Consider the following 25,806-nt stretch of genomic DNA (forward strand, 5'->3'; position numbering starts at 1 on the left):
TGGAGAGGTGAGTCTGGATTCTGAGGCCCTGCTGGACCTCTCGCTCTCCCGGGGAACCCTCAATCGCAACGGGCTGGGTCGGCGGGACGGTGACCCGGTCGCGGCCGCCCTCGCCAACTCGGACACGCGCATCGTCGACCTGACCGGTGGCCGTGCTCTCACCTGTCGCGTCGACGGTCAGCTCCGGCTCGTCCATCGGGCGCCGAGGTTCGCGGACTCCGCCGCGCAGACCCTCTATCTTGGCCACGACGTCGACGGGACCGACTACGTCGCCGTGCTGCACGAGGAAGGGGACCCGGGGGCCGAGGCACCGCCCGGGCGCGGCTGGCGCAACCTGCGCGAGGCGGGGGCGGAGCTCGACGACCTCGAGTCCGGGGTGCTGACCACCGCCGTGGCTCTGGCCAACTGGCACGCCCGCCACCAGTTCTGCCCCCGCTGCGGAGCGCTCACCGTGGTGGAGGAGGGCGGTTGGGTCAGGCGCTGCACCGTCGACGGGTCCCAGCACTACCCCCGCACCGACGCCGCGATCATCGTGGCCGTCACCGACCCTGACGAGCGGATCCTGCTGGCGCGTGGCCCGCACTGGCCCGAAGGCCGGATGTCGGTGCTGGCTGGTTTTGTGGAGGCAGGCGAGTCGCTCGAGGCCGCCGTCCATCGCGAGGTCATGGAGGAGGTGGGGCTGACATTGACCGATCTGACCTATCGAGGCAACCAGCCCTGGCCGTTCCCCGCCTCGCTCATGGTGGGGTTCCGGGCGCGTGCCGAGCAGACCCGGCTCACGCTCGATGAGACCGAGATCGTCGAGGCAAGCTGGTTCACCAGGGGCGAGCTGTCGTTCGCGGCCCGGTCCGGCCAGGTCGCCCTGCCGCCGAGAGTCTCCATCGCCCGGATCCTGATCGAGCACTGGCACGGTGGACCGATCGAGGCTGTCAGCGACGTCGCCGCCACGGCCGACCCCCGGGCTGCTCGGTGACGCTGCCGCTCAGCGGACCCGCCACGGAGGTCCCCGGCTCGGCGGACGACATCCTGCGTGGCCTCGACCCCGAGCAGCACGCGGTCGCCGCGACTCCGACCGGGCCGATGTGCGTCCTCGCCGGGGCCGGGACGGGCAAGACCCGGGCGATCACGCACCGCATCGCGTATGGCGTGTGGTCCGGGGCCTACCAGCCGCACCAGGTGCTGGCGGTCACCTTCACGGCCAGGGCTGCCGGCGAGATGCGCACGCGACTGCGTGGGCTCGGCGTCCCCGGTGTGCAGGCCCGCACCTTCCACGCGGCGGCACTGCGCCAGCTGCAGTACTTCTGGCCCCAGGCTGTGGGCGGTGCACCACCTGACGTCGTCGCGCACAAGGCCCCTGCGGTCGCGGAGGCCGCAGGACGGCTCCGGCTGCGGCTGGACCGTCCGGCGCTGCGTGACCTCGCGTCCGAGATCGAGTGGGCCAAGGTCAACCTGATCACCCCACAGGCCTATCCCGCCGCTGTCCAGCACCTGCGCGACGGCGTCGCGGGCCTCGACCTGACGGCGGTCGCCCGCGTGATGAGCGCCTACGAGGACGTCAAGGGCGAGCGACACGTCATCGACTTCGAGGATGTGCTCCTGCTCATGGTCGGCGTCCTCGACGCGCACCCGAGGATCGCTGCCTCGGTGCGCGACCAGTACCGCCACTTCGTGGTCGACGAGTACCAGGACGTCAACCCGGTCCAGCAACAGCTGCTCGAGCTGTGGGCCGGTGGCCGCGACGAGGTCTGCGTGGTGGGCGACCCCGCCCAGACCATCTACTCCTTCACCGGCGCCTCACCCAAGCACCTGCTCGAGTTCCCGAAGCGGCACCCGGACGCCACCGTCGTGCGGTTGGTGCGCAACTATCGCTCCACCCCCCAGATCGTCCAGGTGGCCAACCTCGTGCTCGGCTCGGCCGCGCGCGGCGGTGTCGACCTCCAGGCCCAACGTGAGGCAGGTCCGGCCCCCACGCTCACGGCATACCCTGATGATGTCGCGGAGGCCGCGGGGGTCGCGGCACAGATCAGGAAGTTGGTCGACGCAGGCACGGATGCCAGCGAGATCGCGGTCCTCTTCCGCACCAATGCGCAGTCCGAGGCGGTGGAGTCGGCCCTCGCCAGGCAGGACGTGCCCTACCTGGTGCGTGGGGGAGAGCGCTTCTTCTCTCGCCCCGAGGTCCGTCAGGCCATCGTGCTGCTGCGCGGGGCGGCGCGCGGTGACAGCAGCACCAGGCCACTGGGAGAGGTGGTGCGCGACGTGCTCGGTGGCGCCGGCTGGAGCCCACAGCAACCCGCCGCGGGGGCAGCCTCCCGCGAGCGCTGGGAGTCGCTGCAGGCGCTGGCCAACCTCAGCGACGACCTGGCCGCCGTCGATCCCGAGATGCGGATCCCCGGCCTGGTCGCCGAGCTCGACCGGCGCGCGGCCGAGCAGCACGCGCCGACCGTGCAGGGAGTCACCCTGGCGTCGTTGCACGCGGCCAAGGGGCTGGAGTGGGAGGTCGTCTGCATCATCGGGTGCAGCGAGGGTCTGCTCCCGGTGTCGATGGCCGAGGGAGCTGAGCGGATCGAGGAGGAGCGCCGGCTCCTCTATGTCGGGTTGACCCGCGCGCGTCGGACGCTGCTGCTGAGCTGGGCCGCGGCCCGCGGGGCAGGAGGGCGGGCCGGCCGCAGCCCGTCGCGGTTCCTGAGACCGGCCGGACGTCTGCTGGGCCTGTCGGACGCGACGTCGGCACGGACACCCAAGCCGGCCGCCAAGCGCGCACCCCGACCCAAGAACTGCCGCACCTGCGGGACCGTCCTGGGCTCGGCGGCAGAACGAAAGATCGGGCGGTGTGCCGAATGCCCGCCGACCTACGACGAGGCCACATTCGAGCGGTTGCGCGATTGGCGTCTGGCGACGTCGCGGGACCAGGACGTGCCGGCGTTCGTCGTCTTCACCGACGCCACCCTGACCGCGATCGCGGAGTCCGGGCCGACAACCCTGCAGGGTCTCGCTGACATCGCGGGGGTAGGACCACGCAAACTGGAGCTTTACGGCGCCGATGTGCTGACCGTTCTTGCTGGTCAGAAGGTTGACGACGGGACTGGCAAAAATACTTCCGATAAATAGATTGCGGCCGTGTGCATGAGGGGCGTACGGTATTTCCTGACCAACCCGCCGGGGGTGACAACCGGGGGCCCAGCAGGACGACGAGAGGAGGACGGAACAATGGAGAACATGACCTTGACCGGCGTGGCAGGCACTGCGACTGCCGTGTGCCCGGCGTCCGTCCGTCCGCTCCTGCGTGATCGGTGGATTCGTCGTGGCGCAGGTGGAGTGGGTGCCGACTTCGGCGCCATCCGCACGTTCCCTGCCATTGATGTGGCGTTCCCCTTTGTGAGGGTTCTGGACTAGATCCACCCCTTTGCAGGCCGCGGAACCCCATCTGAGGATCCGCGGCCTTTGTGCATCGTGACGGTGCCATGGCCAGGTCCTTGTCCAAGGAGTCAAAGCCATGAGTGACCAGCATCGGGCCAACGGCCCGCACAGCAACTGCACACCACGCGAGGAAGGGGCAAGCGTGCCTAGCCACGTAGGCGTGATCACCCACGCCGCCTCCATGCACAACCAGTCCATGCACAGCCAGCTGACGCAGCACGACACCACCGAGGGCGCAGACCTCTGGTCGCTCGGGGGGATCCTCAGCGCAGAGGCAGACCTGCCCTGCAGGCAGAACCCGGCGGACCTGTGGTTCGCCGAGGCACCCGAGGATGTCGAGGCTGCCAAGGCCCTCTGCGCCGACTGCCCGATCCGCACCCAGTGCCTGGCACAGGCTCTGGAACGGAGCGAGCCGTGGGGTGTCTGGGGCGGCCAGCTCGTGCTCCAGGGCGTCGTGGTGCCGCGCAAGCGGCCCCGTGGGCGCCCGCGCAAGAACCCTGTCGCAGCGTGAGCGGCGGCAGGCCAAGACCTTTTAGGAGACCACCATGCATCACCTGCTTGACGCACAGGTGGCCCGCTCGCAACACGTCGAACGGACCATGAACCTGGAGCTGGAGCACCGCCAGAAGTTGGCGGGGAGCCTGGGTCCAGTGCAACACCAACAGCGGTGACACCGGGACCTGCCGGGGCGCATTGCCACGCGCCGCAGCTGGAACAGATCGGATCAGGACGCAGTGGGGCCGACGCGCACGCCGGGTCAGCCCCACTGCGTTCTGCTGTCCGCCCGCCCGGCCTCGTGCCGCCCGGCCGGGTCAACCCTGGGGGCGACCGACGAGGAAACCCTTCATCAGTTTGGTGAGTACTGGAGCCACCAGATAGACCATGGCCCCCACGATGAGCACCACGTTGATGGCGGTCATCACCAGGAACGGCAGGCCGAGCCGATCCCAGAGGGGCGTCAGGAAATAGAGAATGACGGAGGCCAGCGGCCAGATGCCCAACCAGGTGACGACCGCCGTCTTCCAGCGGGGCGGGCGGGTGTGCTCCGGCACCGACGGCCCGACGAACCACTCCTCCAGCGCGTTCAGCCGACGGTGCTCCGGCTCGCCCTCGGCATGGGCGCGCATGCGGGCGAAGATCTCGCGCCGGTCAATCGATGCGTCCCACTCAGCCAGGCCACCCTCGGAACCGAAGTTCACCACGACCTGATAGACGCTGCTGTCAGGCTCGGGCGGGATGATGTCCGCCCCCAGAAAGCCCTGGTGGCGCTTCATCAGCACGAACATCTCACGCACGAGCTCCTCATACGCAGACTCGTGACCCGGCCGCACCTTGCGCCGGGCGATGCGGGTGACGCCCGTCTGGCTGTGGTCGCTCTGGGACATCACGCCTCCGCGGTCACGATCCGTTGGTCGGGACATCGTCGCATCAGCACGCGCAGTTGTCACGCGGCCCCGGCTGCCGACGCAGTCGTCCCTCGGCGCCGCCGCTGTTGGCCCTAGGGTGTGGTCGCCTCCTCTCCTCGGGCGGGACTCAGGCAGGGGCCGACGGTGCGGGGCGGAGGCAGTCGCAGTGGGGGTGGGGCGTCCAGACCCGGGTGCGGACCTCGGGCCAGGGGAGAGAGATCTGCCAGGAGACGCCGGTGGCGACCTGTGGAGTGGTCAGGCTCTCTCGCGCCAGCATCGCGACGAGGGCGGCGACAGTGTTGGCCTGCGCGGGGACCGCGTCGACACTGATGCCCAGATCGCTGGTGGGAGTAGTGATCTGGGACAAGATGCGGGGCCAGGCCTGATCGCGGTCGCAACGGTGGAGGTCCAGGCACCGCAGGCAGGCGGAGACGCCTGGGTGGATCAGCGGTCCGATGATGACCTCACCGTCGCGCAGGACCACCGGCAGGTGCGTGACCCGGGCCCGCTGACACGCCGCGCCCTCGTCCGGTGCGATCGCGTCGCGGCCACAGAGCACCGCCAGGTCTGCCGCCGCGAGATCAGTCGGGTCGGGGTCGACGACCATGTCGACGCCGGTCGACTGCAGGTGCTCGCGCACCAGCTCGACGACGATGCCCCGACCCGGGACGCAGAGGCGATGGGTGCCAGCAATGATCGTGTCCGGGACCAGGAGACCATTGCTGCGCAGCGCGCCGATGAAGTCGACCACGCGCTCCAGGGGGACACCGAACCGCTCGGCCAGGGTCACATCCCGGGCCGTGCCGGCCGACTCCGACAGGGACAGCAGCAGCTCACTCTCGGACTCGGTCAGCCCTGCGAGCACGATGCCGTGCGTGGGAGACATCCCGAACTGCACCTCACCAGGGGCGCGGCGCACCGGCAACGCTGAAGGACGGAGTCGGACCATCGGTGACATGTGGGCACCTTGCCACCTCGAGCAGTGTCGAGATCCTGTTCGTCCACAGGCCGGACACAACGCGAGGGCGGGTCGGTGCGAACACCGACCCGCCCTCGTGCAGGCGTTGGTTCTGCTCAGGCGCTGGTGGCCTTGCCCAGGATCCGGTTGAGGTTGGTGCCACAGACGGGGCACTTGCCCTTGGCCATCCGGCGGCCGTTGGTCTCCACCACGTTGCCCTCCGCCTCGCGCTTCTCCTTGCACTTCACGCAGTAGAAATCGCCCTTGTAGGTCTCGTTGGTCTCAGCCATGGTCACTCACTCCTCATCTATTGCACGGGCCGAAGCCCGAGGTCTGCGGGTCACGCGACCCGCACTTCTGTTCCACCCTAGACGCTGCTGAGCACAAAAACGGCAAATTTGCGCACCCCCTCCCGCGTGTCGGACCGTTGTGGACAACGGGTCAGGCCTGTCGGTGGAGGCGGCTAACGTGACTCTCCATGACCCGCAGACCACTGGGACACGAGAGCAGCGGACCGACCCAGACCAACGCTCCACCCATCGAGATCCGCCGCAGCTCGCGCCGTCGGCGGACGGTGTCGGCGCGGATGGAGGCCGGCACCTTCGTGGTCCTGATGCCGGTGGGGCTGCGCCCTGAGGAGGAGCAGGGGCACGTCGACACCCTGCTGGCGCGCTATCAGCGCTCGCAGGCCAAGCAACGCCTGGCCACGGAGGACCTGGCCGGGAGGGCGCGCCAGCTCTCGCAGACCTACCTGGACGGTCGGGCGCGTCCGACCTCGATCACGTGGGTGACCAACCAGCAGCACCGATGGGGGTCGTGCAGCCCCGCGACCGGCACGATCCGGTTGTCGACGGCCCTCGACGGCATGCCGAGCTGGGTGGTTGACAGCGTCATCGTCCACGAGTTGGCGCACCTGCTGGAGGCCAACCACGGGCCACGCTTTAAGGCGCTCGTGCGCCGGTTCGAGCGCTACGACGAGGCCACGGCCTTCCTGCGTGGGGTGTCCTTCGCGCAGGGGCGATCGGTCGGTGACGATGACGCCGAGTCGGACATCGAGACCGGCTGATGGCGTTTGCTGAAGGCGTGGCTGCAGCGGGGCGCGCGCCGGTCACGCCGTCAGGCCACCCAACCGCGTGGACCGGTCACGCGCCAGGCCACCCAGCCGTGCGCGCCGGGCGCGGACCATCGGTGAGGCGACCTGCGTCCGCCTCCGATCAGGGCTTTTCGTTGTTGAGGAGCCGCTCGAGCTCCTCGTCCATGCTCGTGTCGTCGGTGTCCCGGTGCGTGATCCGCTGGACGAAGCCCAACGGGTCGTCCAGGTCAGCGGCCCGCGGCGCCACGTCGGGGTGGGCCCAGGCGGCGTCCCTGGCGTCCTGACCTGCCTCCGCCTCCAGCGCGGCCCACAGGTTGGCGGCGTCCCTCAGCCGCCGCGGACGCAGCTCCAGGCCCACGAGTGAGGCAAAGACCTTCTCCGCCGGACCGCCCGTGGCGCGACGTCGCCGGACGGTCTCGGCGAGAGCCTGCGCGTTGGGCAGGTGCTGCGCACAGGCCCTGCCCGCGACGGTGTCGACCCATCCCTCCACGAGCGCGAGATAGGTCTCCAAGCGCGTCAGCGCCGCCCGCTGGGCGGTGCTTGGTTCGGGCGCAAAGAGCGATCCGGCCATCGCCTGCTGCATCGCTTCCGGGTCGCTCGGGTCGACCGACCGGAGTGCCTGCTCGATGCCCTCGGTGTCGAACCGGATGTCCCGGGCATAGTCCTGCACGGCCGTGAGGAGCTGGGGACCCAGCCACGAGACCGCGGCGAAGAGTCGCACGCGGGCGGCCTCGCGGACCGCGAGATAGAGGTGGACCTCGCCCGGGTCGATCTCGAGACCCTCGGCGAAGGCCGCGATGTTCGCGGGCAGGATCGCGACAGTCTCGCCTGGGAGCAGCGGCAGCCCGACCTCGGTGCCGGAGACCGTCTCGGCGGCTAGTCCGCCGACCGCCTGGCCGAGCTGGGAGCCAAACATGCCGGAGCTCATCCGACGCATCATCGGTTCCATCTGCCCCAGCAGGTCGCGGGGGTCCATGCCAGGCGGCATGCCCGGGATCTGCGGCAGCTCTCCCTCGCCGAGGTTGCTCAGCTGTTCCTGCATCGCCGTGGTCATGGCAGCCGCCACGCCGGCGGCGACCGGCTCGGTCAGCGCGCGCCAGACCGGCATGCTCTCCTCGACCCACTCCGCACGGCTGAGCGCGCGCGCCTGCCCCACTGGGGGAGCCATGTCTGTCACCTGGTCCAGCCAGAGGTTGGCCACCTGCACCACCTGTGCGACGTCCTGCGCGGTGGACTGCGAGATGCTCTGGTCGCCGGCCGCAGCAACAGCGTTGCGGGCGGCCTCCGTGGCGATGTCGGCGTTGACAGCGCTGCCGTCGTCGGCGCCGGACATCATCGCCTGCACCTGGGCCTGGACCAGCTGCATCATTGCCGGGTCGATCTGCCCCAGACCCATCGACTCGAGCTGCTCACGAAGCTCTGGGGGAATCTCCCCGCCGAAGAGGGCCGCGAAGGGGTCCTCGGCTCCCGCACCGGATGCGCCGACTGGTTCACTGGGAGTGGTGCCGTCAGTTTGGCCCGGGCCGTTCCCAGAACGCGGACCGTTGTCCGAAGACCCTCGGAACCCGATCGGCTGGTCGCGGTCGGCGTCGTCGTCCTGCGGATCCGGGCGATCGGGGTTCATCTCGTCAGACACGGCACTGTCCTTCCGTCACTCTGCGTCGGCTTGCCCATCATGCCTGCACTGGGAGGATGACACTCGGGGCACCTCGTCGTAGGTGCTCCGTCACTGGGCATCTCGTGGCAGGGGCTGGCCCGATGGGTCCGAACTTCACTGTTACACCACACAACATGAGGAGGCGGTGATGAGTTCCCAGTCTGGAGCAGTTCGCTCTCGGCGTAGTCGCGCGTCGCGTCGGGTGGCGCTGACGCGTGCCTCCTCGCCGCTCGGTTCAGCCCTCGCGGGCGAGCTGATCGCCGCGGGACACTCGGTGGTTGGCATCGACAGCCGGTCCGCGCCGGGCGGGCCCGGTGCGGCAGACCTCGAGTGGCGCCTGACCGAGCTCACCACCCCGCAGGTCGCGGAGGCCCTGCGCGACGTCGACGCCGTGGTCCACCTGGCGCACGGGGTCAACCTCGTGGACGAGCTGACCGAGGAGCCGGGGGCCCGGCGCGCGCGGCTGATCCGGGAGGTCCAGACGCTGACGGTGGCGGGAGCAGCGGCAGGAGTCCGCCACCTGGTCGTCGTGACCAGCGCCATGATCTATGGCGCCAGGCCAGACAACCCGGTGCCCCTGCCGGAGGACAGCCCCCTGCGTTCGTCGGACACCGAGGGCATGATCGCGGACCTTGTGGAGATCGAGGAGCTGCTGGAACGTGCCCGCCTGGTGCATCCGAACGTCACGGTCACCGCGGTCCGGCCCGCACCACTGGTCGGCCCGAGGATGGACAGCATCATCACCCGACACTTCGAGGCACCCCGTCTCCTGCGGCTCAAGGGCACCGAGCCGCGCTGGCAGTTCTGCCACGTCCAGGACCTCGGGAGCGCCCTCGACGTCGTGCTGCGTGAGCGGCTCGCGCCGGGCGTGACGGTCGGAGCTCCCGGGAGCCTGACCCAGGACGAGGTGGAGCAGATCTCGGGCCTGCGACCCGTGACGGTCGCCGCTGCCGCGGCGCACGGTGCGGCAGACCGGCTGCACCGCCTCGGTGTCCTGCCGCTGCCGGCGACCGACCTCGCCTATGTGTCCAACCCGTGGGTGGTCGACCCACAGCTGCTCCTCGAGCACGGGTGGCGGCCTGCCTACGACAATCAGCGGGCGCTGCTGGCCATGCTTGAGCAGGTCCGCGGCCACCGCGCGCTGATGGCACACCGGCTGGAGCGCAAGGATGCGGTGATCGGGGCTGCCGGGGCCGCCAGTGCCGCGGTCGCGGTGGTTGCCACAGCAGCCCTGCTGAGGCGGCGCCGCACACGGGGCTGACCGTGGTTCTCAGAGCCCCCGCAGGGGATGCACAGGTGACACACGGATCAGTGGGGGATGATGGACGCCGTGAACCCTGATGCACAGCGCGTGGTCCGCGCCGAGATCGTGGACTCAGGTCCATCCGTCGACGAGGTGCTGGCCGCGGTCAGACACCCGGCCGCTGGTGCGGTCTCGGTCTTTGTCGGCGTCGTGCGCGACCACGACGGTGGGCGCGAGGGCGTGGTCCGGCTGGACTACAGCGCCCACCCCGAGGCAGCGGCGCAGCTCGCGGAGATCGCCGAGGAGGTTGCTCGTATGCCGGGGGTCCAGCGGGTGGCCGCCGTGCACCGTCGAGGGGAGCTGGAGGTCGGCGACACCGCCGTGGTCTGCGCCGTGTCGGCAGGCCACCGAGGTCAGGCCTTCGACGCGTGCCGCGCGCTCATCGAGGAGCTCAAGGCACGGGTGCCGATCTGGAAGAAGCAGCTGTTCGACACCGGCTCCACCGAATGGGTCGGCCTGTGAGCTATTTCGGAGGACCGCCGGCCGGGCAGCACCCACCGAACCCGCCTCACACCCGCATCGGATGGACGACCGGGCTGCTGCTCGCGCTCGCGGTCCTGCTGGTGCTCGGCGTGGCCCTCATGAACATCGTCACCGTCGACAAGGTGATCTATCGCCCCGCCGGGGTGCACGACACCCTGGGCGAGATCAACGGTGCCCCCGTGGTGCACGTCGAGGGCCTGGAGACCTTCGAGACCTCGGGCTCGCTCGACTTCCTCACCATCCTGATCGACGGGGGACCGCGTTCGGACGTGACCGCGTGGGACTGGCTGCTGGCCGAGCTGAACCCCGCGACCACGGTCTATGAGACAGACCAGGTCTATCCGCCGGACGTGACCGCCGAGCAGATCCAGGACGAGAACGTCGAGATGATGCAGCGCTCGCAGAACGGCGCAGCCGTGGTGGCGCTGCGAGCGTTCGGTGTCGAGGTGCCCCAGGACGTCAAGGTGGCGCAGATCGTCAAGGGCGCACCTGCCGCTGACACGCTGGAGGTCGACGACCAGATCCTCACGGTGGACGGCACCCCGATCGCCGAGCCCGACGAGGTTAGAGAGGTCCTGCAGACGTTTGAGCCTGGTGACGTCGTGCCGTTCAGCGTGCTGCGCGCCGGCGAGGAACTCTCCCTCAAGGTGCCCACCGGAGAGAGCGATCCGGACCCGGCCGAACCCGATGCGCCTGCGCGCACGGTGATCGGTGTCTTCCTCCTCGGCGACTACGAGCTCCCCTACGAGGTCACCATCGACGCCGGCAACGTGGGTGGCCCGTCAGCAGGAATGATGTTTGCCCTGGCGATCTACGACAAGATCACACCCGGACCCCTGACCGGCGGACTCAACATCGCCGGCACCGGCACGATCAACTCCGATGGGCAGGTGGGCGGCATCGGTGGCATCCACCAGAAGATGTATGCCGCCGAACGGGCCGGGGTGGACTACTTCCTGGCGCCGGCCGAGAACTGCGACGCGGTGGTCGGCAACATTCCGGACGGCCTGCAGGTCGCCAAGGTGGAGACCTTCGAGCAGGCCAAGGACCTCGTCGAGGCGCTCGGCGAGGGCGAGGACGTGCCGCTGCCCCAGTGCGGATGACCCAGTGCGGATGACCCAGTGCGGATGACCCAGTGCGGATGACCCGCCACCGACCACGCCAGGCGGGTCGGGCTCAGTTGCTGAGGGTGGCCCGCAGCGCCTCGACCAGCCCCGGCGCGATCTCCTGACCGATGGCGACGGCGTCGTCGGAGTCGAAGTCGCGCTGTCGCAGGAGGCAGACGGACTCACCGGTGCGCAGGACGGCGGCGAGGAGACGGACGTCCTTGCGGGCCGGGTGGGCGGCGAGGGCCTCGGTGGCCTCGGTCGGGTGGATCGGCAGGTCGCGCTCGGCCTCCGGCGGCACGACGATGCGCTCGATCGCGATCGCGGCCCCATCTACCCCATCCGGCCAGCCCAGGGTCCCGAGCATGGTCTCGACGTTGGAGGTCGCCGCCATCCCCTCCTGCTCGATCGAGGTCAGGCTGTCCGGCTCGGCACCGGTAAGCTGACCACGCAGGCCAGGTTCGGCGCTCATCAGCGCGTCGGTGCGGACCAGGGCAAACAGGCGCGGAGCCTGGTCCCAGCCGAGCCGGGCCACGTGCCGCTCGGTGTCAGCTGCGGCCTTGGTGAGGATCTGTGAGAGGTCGGGCACCCCAACATGGTGCCATCTGTCCGCACCTGGACGCCGTTCGGTGGCGCCACCTGGGTTAGCGTTGGGGGCAGACAAGCGGGTTTCGGCCAGGTCGGCCACGAGGAAGCAGGTTGCAGTGACTGAGCGTGATGGGACGACTCCGGACGAACCGAGGGATGACGACTCGGCCAAGGAGCCCAGGGCACCGTGGGAACGCGGGCCCGGAGACCCATTTGGCTTCGGCTCCCGCGGGGGACGTCCGACGGAGGCGGGGTCCGGGGGAGGCGGTCAGGGGCCCGTGCGGCCCCAGATCGGTGGGCGTGGTCGCTTCATCCCCACCCTGCTGATCCTGGTTGCGCTGCTGACCGCCCTCACCTGGGTGGCGCAGCTGTGGACCGAGTTCCTGTGGTACGAGTCGGTCGGGTTCCGCAACGTCATCACCACACGGCTGGTGACCCAGGCAGTGTTGTTCTTCAGCGCCGCGGTCGTGACCGCGCTGCTGGTGTGGTCCTCGCTGCACCTGGCCTATCGCAACCGGCCCATCTATGCGCCCAGCAGCCCCGAGCAGGCCAACCTTGACCGTTACCGTGCGGCCCTGGACCCCGTCCGCCGGCTGGTCTTCATCGGAGCGCCCATCCTGCTGGGCCTGTTCGCCGGCTCGGCGATGGCATCGCAGTGGCAGACGGTCCTGATGTGGATCAACCGGCAGCCCTTCGGCGTGGTCGACCCGCAGTTCGGCATCGACGTCGGCTTCTTCGTCTTTACGCTGCCCTGGCTGAGCACCCTCGTCAGCTTCGCGACCCTGACCCTGGGCCTGGCGCTCATCGGTGCCCTGATGACGCACTACATCTACGGTGGGCTTCAGCTGCAGGGCCCCGGGGACAAGACCACCCGCGCAGCCCGGATCCACCTCTCGATCCTCCTGGCGCTGCTGGTCGGCGTGCGTGCGATCGCCTACTGGGTCGAGCGTTATGCGCTGTCAACCGCCGAGCACGGCCGGATGACGGGCATGACCTACACCGACGTCAACGCGGTGCTGCCGACCCGTGGCGTGCTGGCGATCGCCGCGCTGCTGTGTGCCCTGCTCTTCCTGTCCACCATCTGGACCCGCAACTGGCGCTTCCCACTGATCGGCCTGGCCGGGATGATCGTCATCGCGCTGCTGGTCGGTGGTGCCTACCCGGCCCTGATCCAGGAGCTGCGGGTCAAGCCGTCGGAGGCACAGCTGGAGGAGCCCTTCATCCAGCGCAATATCGAGTCGACGCTCGCTGCCTACGGACTCAACGACATCGAGACCACCAACTACACGCCAGAGACCGAGGCGACCTCGGGGCAGCTCCGGGAGGACGCCGAGACCGTGCCCGGCATCCGCATCGTCGACCCGGCGATCGTCTCCGACACCTTCAGTCAACTGCAGGGTGTGCGCAACTACTACCAGTTCCCCGACGCCCTGGACGTGGACCGCTACGAGGTCGACGGTGAGACCGTGGACACCGTCGTCGCGGTCCGCGAGATGCGGCTCGACGGCATCCCCGCCGCGCAGCGCAACTGGGTCAACGACCACACCGTCTATACCCACGGGTTCGGTCTGGTCGCCGCCTACGGCAACCAGCGCACCAATGACGGCGAGCCGATCTTCTACCACCGCAACATCCCCCCGGTCGGTGAGCTGGGCGACTTCGAGCCGCGCATCTACTTCGGCGAGTACTCCCCGTCCTACTCCATCGTCGGTGCCCCGGAGGATCAGGCCCCGCGTGAGCTCGACTTCCCCGACAGCACCAATGAGTCGGGTGAGACGCGCAACACCTATGAGGGTGGTGGCGGTGTCGACATGGGCTCCTTCCCGCGTCAGCTGGCCTACGCGATCAAATACCGTCAGGTGGAGATCCTGCTGTCGGACAGCGTGGGAGCGGAGTCCCGGATGCTGGATCACCGAGAGCCGCGGGAGCGAGTCGAGCGAGTAGCGCCGTGGCTGCGGCTGGACGGCAACCCCTACCCGGCCGTGGTCGACGGGCAGGTCAAGTGGATCGTGGACGGCTACACGGTGTCCTCCAACTACCCGTACAGCGAGCTTGAGGCCCTCGGTGAGGTGACCACCGACTCGCTCGTCGCGACCTCACAGAACGTGCGCTCGATCGGCGAGGGAGACGTCAACTACATTCGCAACTCAGTCAAGGCCACCGTTGACGCCTACACCGGCGAGATCGTCCTCTATGCCTGGGACGAGGAGGACCCGTTGCTCAAGGCGTGGTCGTCGGCCTTCGACAACACGGTGCAGCCCATGTCGGAGATCGACGGCGAGCTGATGGGCCACCTGCGCTACCCCGAGGACCTGTTCAAGGTGCAGCGCGAGGTCATGGCCAGCTATCACGTGGACACGGCCGATGCCTTCTTCAGTGGTCAGGACTTCTGGGAGGTGGCCGCCGACGAGAGCTCCTCCGACGACGCCGACGTGGCGATGCCGCCGTACTACCTGAGCATCGCGATGCCCGGCCAGGAGGAGCCGACCTTCTCACTGACCAGCACCTATATCCCGGGCGGTCAACGACAGAACCTGGTGGGTTATCTCGCGGTCGACGCCGATGCGGGCGACACCGCCGGCGAGAAGCGCGAGGGCTACGGCCAGCTGCGCCTCCTGGAGCTGCCCCGAGAGTCCACCGTGACGGGGCCGGGACAGTTCCAGAACGAGATCGAGTCCTCCAACGTGACCTCCGAGGCGTTCACCCAGACCCTGTCGCAGTTCCTGACGCTGAACCGGACGGCCGGTTCGGTGGTGGAGATCGGCAACCTGCTGACGCTGCCCGTCGGTGGCGGTCTGCTCTACGTCGAGCCGGTCTACGTCAGGGCTGCCGGTGGCTCGTCCTACCCGCTCCAGCGCCTGGTGGTGGTCTCCTTCGGCAACGAGCTGGCCTGGTCGGACACCCTCAACGGTGCCCTGGACGAGCTGTTCGGCGGAGACTCTGGGGCCACTGCGGCTGACGAGGGCACCGGCACCGACGAGCCGGTGACCGACCCTGTCGTCCCGCCGGCGGACGGCGACGGTGAGGAGCCGACGACACCGCCGGTGGCGGCCGACCTCGCCTCGGCGATCGCCGAGATCGAGCAGGCCTATGCCGACGGTCAGGCCGCGCTGCGCGAGGGTGACTGGGAGGCCTACGCAGCGGCGCAGGAGCGCCTGGACAACGCGATCTCCCGTGCGATCGAGCTGTCGCCCGAGGGTGGTTCCATCACCGTCGACCCGACCGCGACCGACGACGCCAGCGAGACCACGAGCGCGCCCTGACCGCTGCGGCCGGATCCGCCGATCGTTGCAGAGCGATCGGCGGATTTGGTCGCGCGGAGGGGGTTAACGTATTCTGGGTGAACCAACGCGGGGTGGAGCAGTTCGGTAGCTCGCCGGGCTCATAACCCGGAGGTCGCAGGTTCAAATCCTGCCCCCGCTACCACAGTTCAGGCCCGGAGATCGCAGATCTCCGGGCCTGAGTCTATTTCGGGCGTGGTGGAGATCACGTCCCTGATGAGCCGACCTGCGGGCATGCGAGTGCTGTGGGAGCAGTTAACGTCAGAGGAGGAGGACCCATGAACACGACCGAGAACCGACCCAAGGTGCTCATCATCGGCTCTGGCTTCGGCGGGCTCTTCGCAGCCCGCGCGCTCAAGCGCGCCGACGTGGACATCCAGCTGATCGCCCGCACCACGCACCACTTGTTCCAGCCGCTGCTCTATCAGGTGGCCACGGGCATCCTGTCGCCCGGCGAGATCGCGCCGGCGACCCGTGAGGTGCTCGCCAGACAGGACAACGTCCAGGTCGAGCTGGGTGAGGTCACCGCGGTGGACCTGGACGCCAGGACGGTCACGGCCAGCACGCTGGGCGTGCCGCGCACGCTGCACTACGATCACCTCATCGTGGCGGCAGGCGCAAACCAGTCCTGGTTCGGCCACGACGAGTTCGCCGACTACGCACCCGGCATGAAGAGCATCGATGATGCTCTCGAGCTGAGGGGCCGGATCTTCGGTGCGTTCGAGCTGGCCGAGCTCGCCGCAGCCGAGGGACGGACCGCAGACGCACGGGCCCACACGACTTTCGTGGTGGTGGGCGCCGGTCCGACCGGTGTCGAGATGGCCGGGCAGCTGGCCGAGCTCTCCCACCGCACGCTGAGGCACGACTTCCGACACATCGACCCGCGCGACGCCAAGATCTATCTGATGGACGCCGCCGACGCGGTGCTCGGGTCGTTCGACGAGTCGCTCCAGCGCAAGACCCGCACCGCCATGGAGAAGCTCGGGGTGGACGTGCTGCTGGAGGCCAAGGTGGTGGACGTCGACGCACGCGGTCTTGACTACGAGGACGCCGATGGCCAACGGCACCGCATCGACGCGCTGACCAAGGTCTGGGCCGCCGGTGTGGCGGCCAGCCCTCTGGCGAGCCAGCTCGCCGACCAGGTGGGTCTCGAGGTGGACCGGTCAGGTCGCATTCCGGTGCGCCCGGACCTGACGCTGCCTGGCCACCCGGACGTCTACGTCATCGGGGACATGATGACCCTGGACGGCCTGCCAGGAGTCGCACAGGTCGCGATCCAGCAGGCTCGGTATGCCGCGAAGAAGATTGGCTCCTCACTCGGTGGTCGTGCCTCTCTGGACAGGAGGGCGGTGGACGAGCCGTTCGCCTACTTCGACAAGGGCAACATGGCCACGATCTCGCGGTTCCGCGCGATCGCTGAGATCGGCAGGCTCAAGGTCACCGGGTTCGTGGCCTGGCTGCTGTGGCTCGGCGTGCACCTGGTCTACATCATCGGGTTCAAGTCCCGCATCACGACGCTGCTGCACTGGGTCGTCAGCTTCCTGGGCCGGGGCCGCTCCGAGCGGACCGTCACCCAGCAGCAGGTCTTCGGCCGGCTCGCGATGGATCAGGTCGACGGACTGGCCGAGCGGGCTGGGCGCAACCTGGGGTGGCGCCAGCAGGGCAAAGAGGGCCGTCCAGACCTGGACTGAGTCCGGCGAGGGTTTCCTGCTTACAGTGTCCACCATGTCGTTGGACTACCCGATCGCCTCGCGCACCCTGGACAACGGGCTGCGCGTGCTCGTCAGTCCCGACCACACGGTGCCCACCGTCACGGTCAACATCTGGGTGGGCGTCGGCTCACGGCACGAGCGCCCGGGACGCACCGGGCTGGCCCACCTCTTCGAACATCTCATGTTCCAGGGGTCGGCCAACGTCGGTGAGGGGGAACACTTCTCGCTGCTGATGGAGCAGGGGGGCACTCTCAACGCCACCACCTGGTTCGACCGCACCAACTACTTTGAGACCGTGCCCACCGGGGCGCTGGAGCTGGCCTTGTGGCTCGAGGCGGATCGGCAGGGGCGGCTGCTGGACGCGGTCACCCAGGCCAACCTGGACAACCAGCGTGACGTGGTCATGGAGGAGAAGCGCCAGCGCTACGACAACCAGCCCTACGGCACCGCGATCGCCGACCTGGGCAGCCTTGTCTTCCCTGAGGGTCACCCCTATCACCACCCGACGATCGGGTCGATGCAGGACCTGGACGCGGCCACGCTCGCCGACGTGCACGCGTTCTACCAACGTCACTACACCCCCGGCAACACCGTGCTCACCCTCGTGGGAGACATCGGGGCGGAGGAGGGGCTCGACCTGGTCGAGCAACACCTGGGGCTCCTGTCGGCGCCCACGCCCCAGCCCCAGCGACCCGTGCCGCAGCTCGACCCGCTCGAGGACGCGCCACGTCTCTCGCGCGCCGAGGACGTGCCCAACGACCGGCTCTATCTCGGGTTCCGGCTGCCCGTCGCGCACACCCCGGAGCTGCTCGCCTGCGCCGTCGCCCTGGACGCGATCGGTGGCCTGGCCACCAGTCGGCTCTATCGCCGGCTGGTGCGCACCGAGGAGGTGGCCACCACCGTGTCGGGCGCCTCGCTCGGACTGATCGACGGCGCGTCGCTGGGCTTCCTCGGGATCGACATCGCCGACGGCGCGGACCACGTCGAGGTCGAGGAGATTGTCGGTGCAGAGCTCGAGCGGTTCGCCGCCGAGGGCCCCACCGTGGTCGAGCTGGAGTCCTCCCTCGCCGACACCGAGCGGTCCTGGTTGGAGGCGCTCGCCGGACACCAGGAGCGGGCCGACCTGATCAGCCACTACGCGCTGCTGCACGACGATCCGCAGCACATCAACACCTATCTCGACAACGTCCGGGCGGTGACCGCCGAGCAGGTGCAGGAGGCCGCGGCAGCCTGGCTGGTGCCACGTGCCCGAGCGACCGTCGCGTTCACCATGGCCGCGGACCAGACCACGGACCAGACCACCGACCCGACCGAGGAGGGAGTGGCATGAGGCAGGTTGCCGCAGGCCCGCGGCCCGAGGTCGCCGAACCCGCACCCTGGTCCTTCCCCGAACCCAGCCGCGCCACGTTGCCCAACGGCTTGCGGGTCCGGGCCTTCGACATGCCCGGGCAGCACGTCCTGAGCATCCAGCTCGGCATCCCCGCGCCACTGGCCGGCGAGCCGCGCGACCTTGAGGGTGTCGCCCTGATCATGGTCCGGTGTCTCGACCTGGGCACCCAGCGGCATACGGCCGACGAGATGGCCGAGCTGCTGGCCCGCAAGGGGATCGCGTTGCACAGCGCCATCGGCGAGCGCGGTGTGGTGGTGCAGGTAGACACGATCAGTCGCAACCTGCCAGCGGCCCTAGACCTGCTCGTGGAGTGCCTGACCGAGGCCACTTTCCCCGACGCAGAGGTGCGGCGCGAGGTCCGGCACCGGCTGGCCGACATCGGGCAGGACCGCGCCGACCCCGGCAGCCTCGCCTCGCTGCACTTCATCGAGACCTACTTCGACCAAGGCGACCGGGCGTCCCGACCCGCAGGAGGCAGCCGGGAGACCGTCTCGCGGATCTCCGCCCAAGACGTGCGCGACTACCACGCAAGGGTGATGCACCCCGACGGTGCGACCCTGGCGGTGGCCGGTGACCTGACCGGGATCCCGTGGGAGGAGCTGCTGGAGCGGGCCTTCCGGTCCTGGCCCAGCAACCCCGATCACCGGCCCGCGCCGGCCCCGCGCGGGCTCCGGGCGGCCCACGCGGGGCGCATCGTGCTGGTGGACCGTCCTGGCGCGGTGCAGACCGAGCTCCAGGTGGGCGGGCCGGGTCCGGGCCGCTCCGACGAGCTGGGCTGGGGCCCCTACCAGGTGCTCTCCTTCGCCGTCGGCGGTGCGCCGCAGGCGCGCATCGACCGGGTGCTGCGTGAGGAGCGCGGCTACACCTATGGCATCCGGGCCGGGTTCCGCCCCCGCTCGCACGGCGGGTTGTTCACCGCCCTGGGATCGGTCCGCGGCGAGGTCACGGTGGAGGCCGTGGAGGCCCTGCTGCAGATCCTGGACCTGCAGGGCGAGGACCTCACCGACGCCGAGCTCAACCACGCTGCCGGCTATCAGGCCCGCACCGCACCCGGCCGCTTCGCGACCTGCGAGGCGGTAGCGGGCGAGGCGGTGTCGCTGGCGTTGGACGAGCTGGACGTCGACTTCGTGACGCGCACGGTCAACCAGGTCCGGACGCTGCAGCCGCAGGTGGCCCGAGAGGCGTGGGACCGGCACCGCGGCGCACCGTGGACGGTGGTCCTGGTCGGTGACGCGCAGCACGCGGACGGGATCCGTGCCCTCGGCCGGGGTCAGGTCGACGTGGTGGCTCAGCCCCGGGAGCCGAGCGCCTCGCCGAGCCGGACGGACGACGCGGGCACGCTGGCATAGTCCTGCAGCAGCGCGATCCCGCGAGCGTGCATGTCCGCGGCGACCTGCGGACCCACATAACGCAGGTGCCACGGTTCGTAGGCATAGCCCGTGGTGTCGCGTGCGCCCTCGGGGTAGGAGACCACGAAGCCGAACGCGTGCGCCTGACGGGCCACCCAGCGCCCCTCGTCCGTGTCTCCGAAGCACTGGTCGAGGTAGCACTCACCCGAGGTCGAGTCCACGTCGACCGCCAGCCCGGTCTGGTGCTCGCTGTGACCAGGGCGGGCGCTGGTGGCGTCGGCGGAGGCACGTCCGTTGTGGCGCAGCCACCAGCCGTAGGTGCCGGCCTGGGTGTCGTGCGAGCGATAGCCGCTGATCACTCGCAGCCCCAGTCCCTCGTCCTCGGCAGCGGCAAACAGCAGCTCGAGCTGGTCGTGCACCTCGGCGCGCACCGCGAAGTCGGTGCCCGGCCAGGTCACGAGGTCGACCGGCTCGTAGTCGAGCGGACTGATGGCCTGCTCCTTGGTGATCACGGCGACCAGCCGTTGCGGCTCGGCCTGCTCGAGCGTGGTCGGCTCGTCGGGGCGTTCGAGGGTGGTCAACAGCGCGGGCTGCGGGGGAGCGGCCAGCGCGCCCGTGCCGCCGGCCAGGGTCAACAGGCAGGTGAGAGCGGCGACACGCATGAGCACCGTCCCATTATGCCAGGTCAGCAGGTCAGGCACCGTGGCCGTCGTCGTCCGGTCCGACCAGTCCGTCGTTGAGGAGCGACAGTATGCCGTCGTGCAGCTGACCGTTGGAGCTCACCGCGCTGCTGCCGAAGGGGCCGTCCGTGCCATCCAGGTCGGACAGCCGTCCGCCGGCCTCGGTGAGGATCGGGGCGAGGGCAGCCATGTCGTGCACGGCGAGGGCGGGCTCGATGCCGATGTCCACCGCACCCTCGGCCACCAGGACGTGGCTCCAGAAGTCGCCGTAGGCCCGCGTGCGCCAGCACCGTCCGGCCAGACGGAGGAAGCCCTCGCGGCGCGGATGGTCGGACCAGGAGTTGAGGTCGGCGTAGGACAGTGACGAGTGTTCGATCCGGGAGGTGTCCGAGACCGAGATCCGCGTCGCGCGCGACAGTGACCGGCCAGTCCAGGAGCCTGATCCTGTGGCGGCCCACCAGCGGCGGTTCAAAGCCGGCGCTGCGACCAGGCCCACCACGGGCACGTCATCGACGACCAGGCCGATCAGCGTGGCCCAGACGGGCACGCCGCGCACGTAGTTGACGGTCCCGTCGATCGGGTCCAGGATCCAGCGGCGGTTGCCGTGTCCTGTCGTGGGGAGCTCCTCACCCTGGACCACATCACGGGGGCGGGTCCGGCCGAGCTGGTGGCGCAGCAGCTCCTCGGTGTGCGTGTCGGCGCGGCTGACCAGGGTGCCGTCCTCCTTGAACTGCACGTCCAGGTCCTGAGCGCGGAAGGAGTCCAGCGTGAACCGCTCGACCGAGTCAGCCAGGACGTGGGCGAGGCGCAGATCATCGTCGAAGGAGGCCATCAGGGCCACGCTAGCCCGTGGAGGCTAGGAAATGCCCCCGCCGTCCGCCGACTCACCGGTGCGACTGCGCAGCAGGCGCCGCAGGGACTCGAGCCGAGCAGCGCCGAAGGCCCCGGCGCGGCCGGAGGCCACCCAGGCGTCGAGGGCGCACCCGGGCTCGTCGTGGCTGCACCCGCGGGGGCACTGCTCGGCCCCCTCGGCCAGGTCGGGGAAGTGCTCGATGAAGGAGCCGGGGTCGACGTGCCCGAGACCGAACGAGCGCACGCCGGGAGTGTCGACGACCCAGCCGCCACCGGGCAGTTCGAGGGCCACCGCGCTGCTGGACGTGTGGCGCCCCCGCCCGGTCACGTCGTTGACGACTCCGGTCGTGCGCAGCGCATCGGGGACCAGTGCGTTGACCAACGTGGACTTGCCGACACCTGAGTGTCCGACCAGGACGCTGATCCGGTCACGAAGATGCTCCCGCACCGTGTCGACGCCCATCCCGTGGCCGCCGGACGGGTCGAGCGAGGTCACAACATAGGGCACGTTGAGGGGCCGGTAGATCTCCAGCAGCTCGTCGGGGCTGGCCAGGTCAGACTTGGTCAGCACAAGGAGCGGGTCCAACCCGGCGTCGTAGGCAGCGACCAGGCACCGGTCGATCATCCGTGGGCGGGGCTCCGGGTCGGCCAGGGCGGTGACCAGCACCATCTGGTCGGCGTTGGCCACGATCACCCGCTCGACCCGGTCCGAGTCGTCGGCCGACCGGCGCAGCACCGAGCTGCGCGGGAGCACCCGGACGATGCGCGCCAACGCGTCGGGCCCTCCGCTGATGTCGCCGACCAGGCCGACGTGGTCACCCACCACGATGCTCTTGCGCCCCAGCTCTCGGGCACGCATCGCGGTCACCGGGCGACCATCCAGACGCGTGGTGTAGCGGCCGCGGTCCACCGCCGTGACCAGCGCCTCCTGCGCGTCCTTGTGGGCCGGGCGCTCCTTGGTGCGCGGACGGCTGCCCCGTCGTGAGGGCCGCACGCGCACGGCCGACTCGTCGAGGTGGTCGTAGCCGCTCACCGGAGGGCATCCCCCGCGGGGGCCGTCGCGCCGGCGCCCAGGACCAGGGAGGTCCACACCCGCTCAAAGGACGGGAAGGTCTTGGCGACCGTCCCTGCTCCCAGCACCTCGGTGCCCGGGACAGCGAGGGCCAGGACGGCAGCGGCCATCACCATCCGGTGGTCCTCGTAGGTCTGCAGCTGCGCCGGAAAGAGGCGGGTCGGCGAGATGTCGAGGCCGTCCTCGGTCTGGGTGACGTCCCCGCCGAGCCGGCACAGCTCCGACTCCAGGGCCGCCAGCCGGTCGGTCTCGTGACCCCGCAGGTGGGCGATCCCGGACAGCCGGGACGGGGTGGCTGCGAGGGCCGCGAGGGCCGCGACCACGGGGGTCAGCTCCCCGACGTCGTGCAGGTCGAGGTCGGCGCCGCGCAGCTGCCCGGGGGGTGGACCGGTGACGGTCAGGACGGCGGTCTTCGTCGTCTCGGACCCGGGGGACCCGTTGTGGGTTCCGGTGCCGCCGTGGCCCCGGCCGGTCGCCCCGTCGTTGGGACCGGTGTTCAAGACCGGCGGCGCCAGCTCGACCTGGGCGCCCATGGTGCTCAGGATCTCGCGCATCCGGTCACCGGCCTGGGTGGTCGAGGTGGGCCAGCCGCCGATCGTGACCGTGCCCCCCGTCGCGGCGGCTGCGGCCAGGAACGGCGCGGCCGAGGACAGGTCGGGCTCGACCGTGACCTCGCGCCCGGAGACGAGGCCGGGGGACACGTGCCACACCCCGCGGGACGGCGTGTCCACCTGCACGCCCGCCCCGCGCAGCGTCTGCACGGTCATCTCGATGTGGGGGAGGCTGGGCAGCCGCTCGCCCGTGTGCCTCAGCGTCAGCCCCTGCTCGAAGCGTGGAGCAGCCAGCAGCAGGGCGCTGACGAACTGCGAGCTGGCTGAGGCGTCCACCCCGACCTCGCCACCGCGCACGCTGCCGGTCCCTAGGACCGTGAACGGCAGCGTGTGCCGGCCGCCGTGGTCCACCTCGACGCCGAGCTCAGCCAGGGCGGTCAGCAGTGGGGCGATCGGTCGGGTGCGCGCAGCTGCGTCGCCGTCGAACTCGACCGGGCCCCCTGCCAGTGCCGCCACCGGCGGGACGAAGCGCAGGACCGTGCCAGCGAGCCCGCAGTCGATGCGGCCACCGGCGCGCAGTGCCGTCGGCGGCGTCAGCACCCACGTGGCGTCGTCGGGGGTGCGCTCCACCGCGACTCCCAGCGCCTGGATCGCACCCAGCATCAGGTCTGCGTCACGGGAGACGAGCGCCCCGTGCAGCGTGGTGGGGCCATCTGCCAGGGAGGCCAGCAGCAGATGCCGGTTGGTCAGCGACTTGCTGCCGGGCACCACGACCGTTCCCGTGACGGGACCCCGCGCAGCGGGTGCAGACCAGACCACCGGGATCAGAAGGGCAGCTTGTCGGACAGGGCTGAGGCGGCGTTCTTGGCCGCGAGCTGGGACTCCAGGCTGGCCACGTGCGCGGCGTTCTTGGTGCGCCACGCCAGACCGGGGGCGCCGGCCGTGTCGAGCGAGGCGAGCAGGACTCCACCGAGCAGACCGAGGTTGCCGAAGAACTGCTTCTTCTCCGCCGCCTTGACCTCGGCGTCGGACTCCTCCCAGAAACGGTGCTCGAACAGCGTGGCCGGCACCAGGCTGAGCGTGAGCGCCACGCCCGCCAGTCGGGGCATCTTGCCCAGGGCCAGCAGCGCACCGGCGCCGGCCATCACGGCGCCGTTGACGCGCACCAGCAGCTCGGGGTCCTGGGGCAGGCCGAGGGGCTCAGCGACGCTCTCCGAGAACTTCTGGGCGGCCGGGATCCGGGTGCCGGGGTGCTGCAGCGCGTCGACGCCACGGGTGATGAAGGCGCTCGCGAGCAGGGGGCGGGCGAGCTTGCGGAAGACCATGATGCTCCTCAGTATCGGCCGGTCCAGGTGGCGGTTGGCCACCCTCTGCGTCCTAACCTAACCGGTCGAGCCAGGCCAGGGCAGCGCTGGTGACCAGGGGCTGGTCGCGCGAGGGTGAGTGGTTGCCGGGCACCTCGACCACCTGGAGGTGTGTGGCGGCGCCCGGCTCCGACGCGACCGCCTCCATCACCTCTGCCGGTGAGCCGAACGGGTCAGCGCTGCCCTGCACGACCAGCGTCGGGATGTGCTCACCCAGCGGCAGCGCCAGCTCTGAGGCGCGTGACTTGTCTGGCTTGCCGGGCGGGTGCAGGGGGAAGGCGAGGCAGAGGACACCGTCCGCGCGTGCCAACCCGGCCTCAGGGTCACCTGCGCTCGTGCGGCATGCGACGCGGGCCCCTGCGCTGCGTCCACCCACCACCAGCGGCAGTCCTGCCGCGGCGGGGAGGGGGCCGTCGTCGGCCAGCAGGGCGGCAAGGACGTCGCGCCACGCGGCGTCGAGGGTCGGCGGTCGGGTGGCGATCTTGCGGCCGGCCACCCGCCAGGGTTGCTCGACCAGGCCGACGTGCCAGCCGTGGGCGGTGGCGGTGAGCAGGCTCTGCAGGTCCTTGGCGTCCGTGCCCCCACCGGCCCCGTGGCCCAGCACGAGGGTGCCACGCGCCGCCCCCGCGACCGGGTGCACCTGCACCCGGGCGGGGCCCTGCCCGGTCCGGAGGGTGACCCACTCGCCGTTGGCGCTCACCCAAGCACCTCACCGGTCGCCGGGTTGACCACGCCCTCGAGGAGGTCGTCGGGCAGTCGCTCCAGCAGGTGCGGACCGTTGTTGCGCGTGGCGTTGACCGCGGTGCTCACCGGATAGGCCTCGAACCGCCCCGGTCCGGGCGAGTCCAGCATGGCCCGCACCTCGTCGGGATCGGTCAGGGTCGGGTCGAGCCAGTCCTGCCACAGGGACCGCTCGAGGACGAGCGGCTGCCGGTCGTGGACGCGGTCGAGCCCCTCCTCAGCAGCTGTCGTGATGATCGTGAAGCTGACCACCCAGGCCGCCGGGTCGTCGTCGGCGGCGCTCTTGTCACGCCAGAACTCATAAAGACCCGCCAGGCCCAGCTGGTCGCCGTCGCCCCGGTGCATGAAGAACGGTTGCTTGCGCGGCTTGCCCTTGGCGTCCCGTGCCACGGGGGAGGCCTGCCACTCGAACCACCCCTCCGCGGGCACCAGGCAGCGGCGAGCCGCGGCCGCTTTGGCGAAGGCGGGCTTCTCCAGCAGGGACTCGGCCCGGGCATTGATCATGCGCAGACCCACCTTGGGGTCCTTGGCCCATGCCGGCACCAGCCCCCACGTCAGCAACCGCAGCTGCCGGACCGGGTCGGTCTCGGCCGTCTGCTCACCCGCCGCTGCGCGCGGCACTCGCGTGAGCGCGACCGGCGCCATCTTGGACGGCGCCATGTTGTAGTCCGGCGTCCCGGCCGGCGGGCTCTGCGGGTTGACCAGGACGCTGCGCGAGGTCTCGGCCGTGGCATCGACCTCGACCTCGAACGCCTCGATCAGCTCATCAGGGTCGGCTGTGGCTGCGTACCTTCCGCACATAG

General features: G+C 70.2%; 23 protein-coding genes and 1 tRNA gene. 12 read left to right on the forward strand and 12 right to left on the reverse strand.

Translation table 11 applies throughout. From position 1 onward, the window contains the following. The first annotated feature begins 7 nt into the window (after nucleotides 1-7). The 3 genes from nudC (at nucleotide 8) to NF557_RS04255 (ending at nucleotide 3,928) form a co-directional block, all read left to right on the forward strand. A complete protein-coding gene (nudC, locus tag NF557_RS04245) occupies nucleotides 8-973 on the forward strand; it encodes an NAD(+) diphosphatase (RefSeq protein ID WP_252621946.1) in 966 nt (321 codons plus the stop codon). Next, entirely contained in the window at nucleotides 970-3,108 is a 2,139-nt protein-coding gene (locus tag NF557_RS04250) for an ATP-dependent DNA helicase UvrD2 (protein WP_256855714.1), read from the forward strand. Before nudC ends, NF557_RS04250 begins: the two co-directional genes overlap by 4 nt. A gap of 385 nt (nucleotides 3,109-3,493) precedes the next feature. Continuing rightward, on the forward strand, nucleotides 3,494-3,928 hold the full coding sequence (locus NF557_RS04255; RefSeq protein WP_370584419.1) for a WhiB family transcriptional regulator: 435 nt from the start codon (nucleotides 3,494-3,496) through the stop codon (nucleotides 3,926-3,928). Between the two features lie 301 nt (nucleotides 3,929-4,229). Here the strand turns inward: NF557_RS04255 and NF557_RS04260 are convergent, their stop codons facing one another. From NF557_RS04260 to NF557_RS04270, 3 genes are all read right to left on the reverse strand, one after another. After that, a complete protein-coding gene (locus NF557_RS04260) occupies nucleotides 4,230-4,802 on the reverse strand; it encodes an antibiotic biosynthesis monooxygenase (protein WP_252621947.1) in 573 nt (190 codons plus the stop codon). A gap of 148 nt (nucleotides 4,803-4,950) precedes the next feature. Then, nucleotides 4,951-5,781: a hypothetical protein gene (locus tag NF557_RS04265; protein ID WP_252621952.1), complete on the reverse strand. Its 831-nt coding sequence runs from the start codon at nucleotides 5,779-5,781 to the stop codon at nucleotides 4,951-4,953. Nucleotides 5,782-5,897: 116 nt separating this feature from the next. Next, complete coding sequence (locus NF557_RS04270; RefSeq protein ID WP_252621954.1) at nucleotides 5,898-6,071, reverse strand: DUF5679 domain-containing protein; 174 nt, start codon at nucleotides 6,069-6,071, stop codon at nucleotides 5,898-5,900. A gap of 188 nt (nucleotides 6,072-6,259) precedes the next feature. Between NF557_RS04270 and NF557_RS04275 the strand changes: the two genes are divergently transcribed. Continuing rightward, nucleotides 6,260-6,847 (forward strand): M48 metallopeptidase family protein, encoded by a 588-nt coding sequence (locus tag NF557_RS04275; protein WP_252621956.1) that lies wholly within the window; start codon nucleotides 6,260-6,262, stop codon nucleotides 6,845-6,847. A 148-nt stretch (nucleotides 6,848-6,995) separates the two neighbouring features. On the opposite strand, the gene NF557_RS04280 is transcribed toward NF557_RS04275, so the two are convergent. Next, nucleotides 6,996-8,510: a zinc-dependent metalloprotease gene (locus tag NF557_RS04280; protein WP_252621958.1), complete on the reverse strand. Its 1,515-nt coding sequence runs from the start codon at nucleotides 8,508-8,510 to the stop codon at nucleotides 6,996-6,998. 169 nt (nucleotides 8,511-8,679) lie between these two features. On the opposite strand from NF557_RS04280, the gene NF557_RS04285 reads away from it, so the two are divergent. Genes NF557_RS04285 through NF557_RS04295 form a run of 3 tightly spaced genes read left to right on the forward strand, consistent with a single transcriptional unit; the run spans nucleotide 8,680 to nucleotide 11,420 of the window. Then, nucleotides 8,680-9,792, forward strand: coding sequence for an NAD-dependent epimerase/dehydratase family protein (locus NF557_RS04285; RefSeq protein ID WP_252621959.1), 1,113 nt, complete (start codon nucleotides 8,680-8,682; stop codon nucleotides 9,790-9,792). A 60-nt stretch (nucleotides 9,793-9,852) separates the two neighbouring features. Further along, nucleotides 9,853-10,296 (forward strand): molybdenum cofactor biosynthesis protein MoaE, encoded by a 444-nt coding sequence (locus NF557_RS04290; protein ID WP_306254636.1) that lies wholly within the window; start codon nucleotides 9,853-9,855, stop codon nucleotides 10,294-10,296. Beyond that, a complete protein-coding gene (locus NF557_RS04295) occupies nucleotides 10,293-11,420 on the forward strand; it encodes a YlbL family protein (RefSeq protein WP_252621963.1) in 1,128 nt (375 codons plus the stop codon). The genes NF557_RS04290 and NF557_RS04295 overlap by 4 nt, the downstream gene beginning before the upstream one ends. Before the next feature lie 73 nt (nucleotides 11,421-11,493). Here NF557_RS04295 and NF557_RS04300 read toward each other — a convergent pair whose 3' ends face one another. Then, nucleotides 11,494-12,012 (reverse strand): PPA1309 family protein, encoded by a 519-nt coding sequence (locus NF557_RS04300; protein WP_252621966.1) that lies wholly within the window; start codon nucleotides 12,010-12,012, stop codon nucleotides 11,494-11,496. Nucleotides 12,013-12,127: 115 nt separating this feature from the next. On the opposite strand from NF557_RS04300, the gene NF557_RS04305 reads away from it, so the two are divergent. The 5 genes from NF557_RS04305 (at nucleotide 12,128) to NF557_RS04325 (ending at nucleotide 19,743) form a co-directional block, all read left to right on the forward strand. Then, a complete protein-coding gene (locus NF557_RS04305) occupies nucleotides 12,128-15,274 on the forward strand; it encodes a UPF0182 family membrane protein (protein WP_252621969.1) in 3,147 nt (1,048 codons plus the stop codon). 86 nt (nucleotides 15,275-15,360) lie between these two features. Further along, nucleotides 15,361-15,437: transfer RNA gene (locus tag NF557_RS04310), tRNA-Met, on the forward strand. A gap of 133 nt (nucleotides 15,438-15,570) precedes the next feature. After that, on the forward strand, nucleotides 15,571-16,983 hold the full coding sequence (locus NF557_RS04315; protein ID WP_252621971.1) for an NAD(P)/FAD-dependent oxidoreductase: 1,413 nt from the start codon (nucleotides 15,571-15,573) through the stop codon (nucleotides 16,981-16,983). Between the two features lie 34 nt (nucleotides 16,984-17,017). After that, nucleotides 17,018-18,334, forward strand: coding sequence for a M16 family metallopeptidase (locus tag NF557_RS04320; RefSeq protein ID WP_252621973.1), 1,317 nt, complete (start codon nucleotides 17,018-17,020; stop codon nucleotides 18,332-18,334). After that, nucleotides 18,331-19,743, forward strand: a complete 1,413-nt coding sequence (locus NF557_RS04325) for a M16 family metallopeptidase (RefSeq protein ID WP_252621975.1) — start codon at nucleotides 18,331-18,333, stop codon at nucleotides 19,741-19,743. Before NF557_RS04320 ends, NF557_RS04325 begins: the two co-directional genes overlap by 4 nt. On the opposite strand, the gene NF557_RS04330 is transcribed toward NF557_RS04325, so the two are convergent. Genes NF557_RS04330 through NF557_RS04360 form a run of 7 tightly spaced genes read right to left on the reverse strand, consistent with a single transcriptional unit; the run spans nucleotide 19,683 to nucleotide 25,804 of the window. Then, nucleotides 19,683-20,405 (reverse strand): M15 family metallopeptidase, encoded by a 723-nt coding sequence (locus NF557_RS04330; protein ID WP_252623919.1) that lies wholly within the window; start codon nucleotides 20,403-20,405, stop codon nucleotides 19,683-19,685. The two genes, NF557_RS04325 and NF557_RS04330, sit on opposite strands and share 61 nt — an antisense overlap. A gap of 31 nt (nucleotides 20,406-20,436) precedes the next feature. After that, nucleotides 20,437-21,255 (reverse strand): inositol monophosphatase family protein, encoded by an 819-nt coding sequence (locus NF557_RS04335; protein ID WP_252621977.1) that lies wholly within the window; start codon nucleotides 21,253-21,255, stop codon nucleotides 20,437-20,439. Between the two features lie 24 nt (nucleotides 21,256-21,279). Next, nucleotides 21,280-22,308, reverse strand: coding sequence for a ribosome small subunit-dependent GTPase A (gene rsgA / locus NF557_RS04340; RefSeq protein WP_252621979.1), 1,029 nt, complete (start codon nucleotides 22,306-22,308; stop codon nucleotides 21,280-21,282). After that, nucleotides 22,305-23,819: a 3-phosphoshikimate 1-carboxyvinyltransferase gene (gene aroA, locus NF557_RS04345; RefSeq protein WP_370584420.1), complete on the reverse strand. Its 1,515-nt coding sequence runs from the start codon at nucleotides 23,817-23,819 to the stop codon at nucleotides 22,305-22,307. The genes rsgA and aroA overlap by 4 nt, the downstream gene beginning before the upstream one ends. Next, nucleotides 23,723-24,223 carry a DoxX family membrane protein gene (locus NF557_RS04350; protein ID WP_252621982.1) on the reverse strand — a complete coding sequence of 167 codons (501 nt, stop codon included), beginning with the start codon at nucleotides 24,221-24,223 and terminating at the stop codon, nucleotides 23,723-23,725. Before NF557_RS04350 ends, aroA begins: the two co-directional genes overlap by 97 nt. A gap of 52 nt (nucleotides 24,224-24,275) precedes the next feature. After that, nucleotides 24,276-24,962, reverse strand: a complete 687-nt coding sequence (locus tag NF557_RS04355; protein WP_252621984.1) for an alpha/beta hydrolase family protein — start codon at nucleotides 24,960-24,962, stop codon at nucleotides 24,276-24,278. Then, nucleotides 24,959-25,804: an SOS response-associated peptidase gene (locus NF557_RS04360; protein ID WP_252621986.1), complete on the reverse strand. Its 846-nt coding sequence runs from the start codon at nucleotides 25,802-25,804 to the stop codon at nucleotides 24,959-24,961. Before NF557_RS04360 ends, NF557_RS04355 begins: the two co-directional genes overlap by 4 nt. Nucleotides 25,805-25,806: the final 2 nt, after the last annotated feature.

Source organism: Ornithinimicrobium cryptoxanthini (assembly GCF_023923205.1).
Classification (GTDB): Bacteria; Actinomycetota; Actinomycetes; order Actinomycetales; family Dermatophilaceae; genus Ornithinicoccus; species Ornithinicoccus cryptoxanthini.

Coding starts and splice junctions, on each gene's coding strand:
- NF557_RS04265 (WP_252621952.1), bottom strand. CDS start 5,781: ATGTCACCGATGGTCCGACTCCGTCCTTCAGCGTTGCCGGTGCGCCGC.
- NF557_RS04275 (WP_252621956.1), top strand. CDS start 6,260: ATGACCCGCAGACCACTGGGACACGAGAGCAGCGGACCGACCCAGACC.
- NF557_RS04315 (WP_252621971.1), top strand. CDS start 15,571: ATGAACACGACCGAGAACCGACCCAAGGTGCTCATCATCGGCTCTGGC.
- NF557_RS04285 (WP_252621959.1), top strand. CDS start 8,680: ATGAGTTCCCAGTCTGGAGCAGTTCGCTCTCGGCGTAGTCGCGCGTCG.
- NF557_RS04255 (WP_370584419.1), top strand. CDS start 3,494: ATGAGTGACCAGCATCGGGCCAACGGCCCGCACAGCAACTGCACACCA.
- NF557_RS04320 (WP_252621973.1), top strand. CDS start 17,018: ATGTCGTTGGACTACCCGATCGCCTCGCGCACCCTGGACAACGGGCTG.
- NF557_RS04325 (WP_252621975.1), top strand. CDS start 18,331: ATGAGGCAGGTTGCCGCAGGCCCGCGGCCCGAGGTCGCCGAACCCGCA.
- NF557_RS04270 (WP_252621954.1), bottom strand. CDS start 6,071: ATGGCTGAGACCAACGAGACCTACAAGGGCGATTTCTACTGCGTGAAG.
- NF557_RS04335 (WP_252621977.1), bottom strand. CDS start 21,255: ATGGCCTCCTTCGACGATGATCTGCGCCTCGCCCACGTCCTGGCTGAC.
- NF557_RS04360 (WP_252621986.1), bottom strand. CDS start 25,804: ATGTGCGGAAGGTACGCAGCCACAGCCGACCCTGATGAGCTGATCGAG.
- NF557_RS04290 (WP_306254636.1), top strand. CDS start 9,853: ATGGACGCCGTGAACCCTGATGCACAGCGCGTGGTCCGCGCCGAGATC.
- NF557_RS04260 (WP_252621947.1), bottom strand. CDS start 4,802: ATGTCCCAGAGCGACCACAGCCAGACGGGCGTCACCCGCATCGCCCGG.
- NF557_RS04350 (WP_252621982.1), bottom strand. CDS start 24,223: ATGGTCTTCCGCAAGCTCGCCCGCCCCCTGCTCGCGAGCGCCTTCATC.
- NF557_RS04330 (WP_252623919.1), bottom strand. CDS start 20,405: ATGCGTGTCGCCGCTCTCACCTGCCTGTTGACCCTGGCCGGCGGCACG.